The sequence below is a fragment of the Neobacillus cucumis genome (assembly GCF_016908975.1).
Taxonomy (GTDB): Bacteria; Bacillota; Bacilli; order Bacillales; family Cytobacillaceae; genus Neobacillus; species Neobacillus cucumis.
Genome location: NZ_JAFBEX010000057.1, coordinates 1 through 2,564, shown reverse-complemented (window position 1 = coordinate 2,564; position 2,564 = coordinate 1). Strand labels below are relative to the sequence as shown.

At 50.4% G+C, this 2,564-nt stretch carries 21 tRNA genes and 1 rRNA gene; all 22 read left to right on the top strand.

The window, feature by feature from the left end:
* Positions 1–105 (top strand): 5S ribosomal RNA (gene rrf, locus JOC76_RS29615); the annotation flags it as partial.
* A 7-nt stretch (positions 106–112) separates the two neighbouring features.
* Positions 113–188 (top strand) — tRNA-Val (locus JOC76_RS29610).
* Between the two features lie 6 nt (positions 189–194).
* Positions 195–270, top strand: a tRNA-Thr gene (locus JOC76_RS29605).
* Between the two features lie 153 nt (positions 271–423).
* Positions 424–499, top strand: a tRNA-Lys gene (locus tag JOC76_RS29600).
* Positions 500–513: 14 nt separating this feature from the next.
* Positions 514–598: transfer RNA gene (locus JOC76_RS29595), tRNA-Leu, on the top strand.
* A gap of 13 nt (positions 599–611) precedes the next feature.
* Positions 612–686 (top strand) — tRNA-Gly (locus tag JOC76_RS29590).
* A 6-nt stretch (positions 687–692) separates the two neighbouring features.
* Positions 693–781 (top strand) — tRNA-Leu (locus JOC76_RS29585).
* A gap of 14 nt (positions 782–795) precedes the next feature.
* Positions 796–869: transfer RNA gene (locus JOC76_RS29580), tRNA-Arg, on the top strand.
* A gap of 9 nt (positions 870–878) precedes the next feature.
* Positions 879–955 (top strand) — tRNA-Pro (locus tag JOC76_RS29575).
* 17 nt (positions 956–972) lie between these two features.
* A tRNA-Ala gene (locus JOC76_RS29570) sits at positions 973–1,048 on the top strand.
* A 15-nt stretch (positions 1,049–1,063) separates the two neighbouring features.
* Positions 1,064–1,140, top strand: a tRNA-Met gene (locus JOC76_RS29565).
* Between the two features lie 17 nt (positions 1,141–1,157).
* Positions 1,158–1,234: transfer RNA gene (locus JOC76_RS29560), tRNA-Ile, on the top strand.
* A 15-nt stretch (positions 1,235–1,249) separates the two neighbouring features.
* Positions 1,250–1,342, top strand: a tRNA-Ser gene (locus JOC76_RS29555).
* Positions 1,343–1,514: 172 nt separating this feature from the next.
* Positions 1,515–1,588 (top strand) — tRNA-Met (locus JOC76_RS29550).
* A 3-nt stretch (positions 1,589–1,591) separates the two neighbouring features.
* Positions 1,592–1,668, top strand: a tRNA-Asp gene (locus JOC76_RS29545).
* Positions 1,669–1,674: 6 nt separating this feature from the next.
* Positions 1,675–1,750: transfer RNA gene (locus JOC76_RS29540), tRNA-Phe, on the top strand.
* A 24-nt stretch (positions 1,751–1,774) separates the two neighbouring features.
* A tRNA-His gene (locus tag JOC76_RS29535) sits at positions 1,775–1,850 on the top strand.
* Between the two features lie 12 nt (positions 1,851–1,862).
* A tRNA-Gly gene (locus tag JOC76_RS29530) sits at positions 1,863–1,936 on the top strand.
* A gap of 5 nt (positions 1,937–1,941) precedes the next feature.
* A tRNA-Ile gene (locus tag JOC76_RS29525) sits at positions 1,942–2,018 on the top strand.
* 33 nt (positions 2,019–2,051) lie between these two features.
* Positions 2,052–2,123 (top strand) — tRNA-Asn (locus JOC76_RS29520).
* 6 nt (positions 2,124–2,129) lie between these two features.
* A tRNA-Ser gene (locus tag JOC76_RS29515) sits at positions 2,130–2,217 on the top strand.
* A gap of 13 nt (positions 2,218–2,230) precedes the next feature.
* Positions 2,231–2,302 (top strand) — tRNA-Glu (locus JOC76_RS29510).
* Positions 2,303–2,564: the final 262 nt, after the last annotated feature.

Below are 2,564 nucleotides of genomic sequence, written 5' to 3'. Positions count from 1 at the left end.
TGGCGAGAAGGTCACACCCGTTCCCATACCGAACACGGAAGTTAAGCTTCTCAGCGCCGATGGTAGTTGGGACCTTGTCCCTGTGAGAGTAGGACGTTGCCAGGCTGTATATGGAGGATTAGCTCAGCTGGGAGAGCATCTGCCTTACAAGCAGAGGGTCGGCGGTTCGATCCCGTCATCCTCCACCATATTATGCCGGTTTAGCTCAATTGGTAGAGCAACTGACTTGTAATCAGTAGGTTGGGGGTTCAAGTCCTCTAGCCGGCACCATTCTTAGTACGAGCCATTAGCTCAGTCGGTAGAGCACGATCGAGTAAGCTTCACTGAAACAGCATCAGGGTACACACCGAGTTGCTGCTTGAATAAGCTTTCTGAGGCGTGGGCATCCGGCGAAAAGCAAAGTTTAGGGAAGTACACTAATACGAGCCATTAGCTCAGTCGGTAGAGCATCTGACTTTTAATCAGAGGGTCGAAGGTTCGAGTCCTTCATGGCTCACCATTTAAAATTAATATGCGGGTGTGGCGGAATTGGCAGACGCACCAGACTTAGGATCTGGCGCCGCAAGGCGTGGGGGTTCGACTCCCTTCACCCGCACCATTTAATAGAATATGCGGAAGTAGTTCAGTGGTAGAACACCACCTTGCCAAGGTGGGGGTCGCGGGTTCGAATCCCGTCTTCCGCTCCAAATAGTGCCGGGGTGGCGGAACTGGCAGACGCACAGGACTTAAAATCCTGCGGTAGGTGACTACCGTACCGGTTCGATTCCGGTCCTCGGCACCACTATTTGAAATAATGCGCCCGTAGCTCAATTGGATAGAGCGTCTGACTACGGATCAGAAGGTTATGGGTTCGACTCCTTTCGGGCGCGCTTATTATTCGGGAAGTAGCTCAGCTTGGTAGAGCACTTGGTTTGGGACCAAGGGGTCGCAGGTTCGAATCCTGTCTTCCCGACCATGTACTTCTTAAATTATGGGGTCTTAGCTCAGCTGGGAGAGCGCCTGCTTTGCACGCAGGAGGTCAGGGGTTCGATCCCCCTAGACTCCACCAACTTTAATATATAATGGCGGTGTAGCTCAGCTGGCTAGAGCGTACGGTTCATACCCGTAAGGTCGGGGGTTCGATCCCCTCCGCCGCTACCAATATATATCATTATCATGGACCTTTAGCTCAGCTGGTTAGAGCAGACGGCTCATAACCGTCCGGTCGTAGGTTCGAGTCCTACAAGGTCCACCAGAAGTATAATAATGTGGAGGAATACCCAAGTCCGGCTGAAGGGATCGGTCTTGAAAACCGACAGGCGGGTTAAACCGCGCGGGGGTTCGAATCCCTCTTCCTCCGCCATATTATTCTAAGTAAAATATTATTATTATCGACGGGTGGAGCAACGAGCGTTGCTTCAATGAAGAATCTGCGAGTTGTACCCATCGAGTTGCTTCTTGAATATGCATTCTGAGATGGGGACAGTCAGTAACAAAAACATGGAGCATGCTCCAAACTTTATAATTTTTATTATCGCGGGGTGGAGCAGTCTGGTAGCTCGTCGGGCTCATAACCCGAAGGTCGCAGGTTCAAATCCTGTCCCCGCAATCCGGTCTGGTAGTTCAGTTGGTTAGAATGCCTGCCTGTCACGCAGGAGGTCGCGGGTTCGAGTCCCGTCCAGACCGCCATTTGATGGCTCAGTAGCTCAGTCGGTAGAGCAAAGGACTGAAAATCCTTGTGTCGGCGGTTCGATTCCGTCCTGAGCCACCATTTATTTATAATTGAATAGTTATGGCGATTGTGGCGAAGTGGTTAACGCATCGGATTGTGGTTCCGACATTCGTGGGTTCGATTCCCATCAGTCGCCCCATTTAATTGATTTGCGGGTGTAGTTTACTGGTAAAACCTCAGCCTTCCAAGCTGATGTAGTGGGTTCGATTCCCATCACCCGCTCCAAATATGGGCCTATAGCTCAGCTGGTTAGAGCGCACGCCTGATAAGCGTGAGGTCGATGGTTCGAGTCCATTTAGGCCCACCATAGTTTTTTTTAAGACTAATAATTTACAATTATTCCGCAGTAGCTCAGTGGTAGAGCTATCGGCTGTTAACCGATCGGTCGTAGGTTCGAGTCCTACCTGCGGAGCCTTATAGAGAAGTACCCAAGTGGCTCAAGGGGCTCCCCTGCTAAGGGAGTAGGTCGGGTGACCGGCGCGAGGGTTCGAATCCCTTCTTCTCTGTATTTAAATATTTGGCCCCTTGGTCAAGCGGTTAAGACACCGCCCTTTCACGGCGGTAACACGGGTTCGAATCCCGTAGGGGTCATAGAAAAAAGCTGATAACTTGTGTTATCAGCTTTTTTTAATTGGAATCGAGAAGATTACGAGAGAACGCATTTAAAATTATAGAATTTTAAACCCCGACACTTGCATGAGGACAGGAAAGCGGAAAAGAGAACGAATCCTGTCCGTATGAAGCTGCCATGAGGACAGGAAAGCGGGAAAGAGAACGAATCCTGTCCATATGAAAGCCCCATGAGGACAAGAAAGCCGGGAAGATAATGAATCCAGTCCGCATGAAGCTGCCA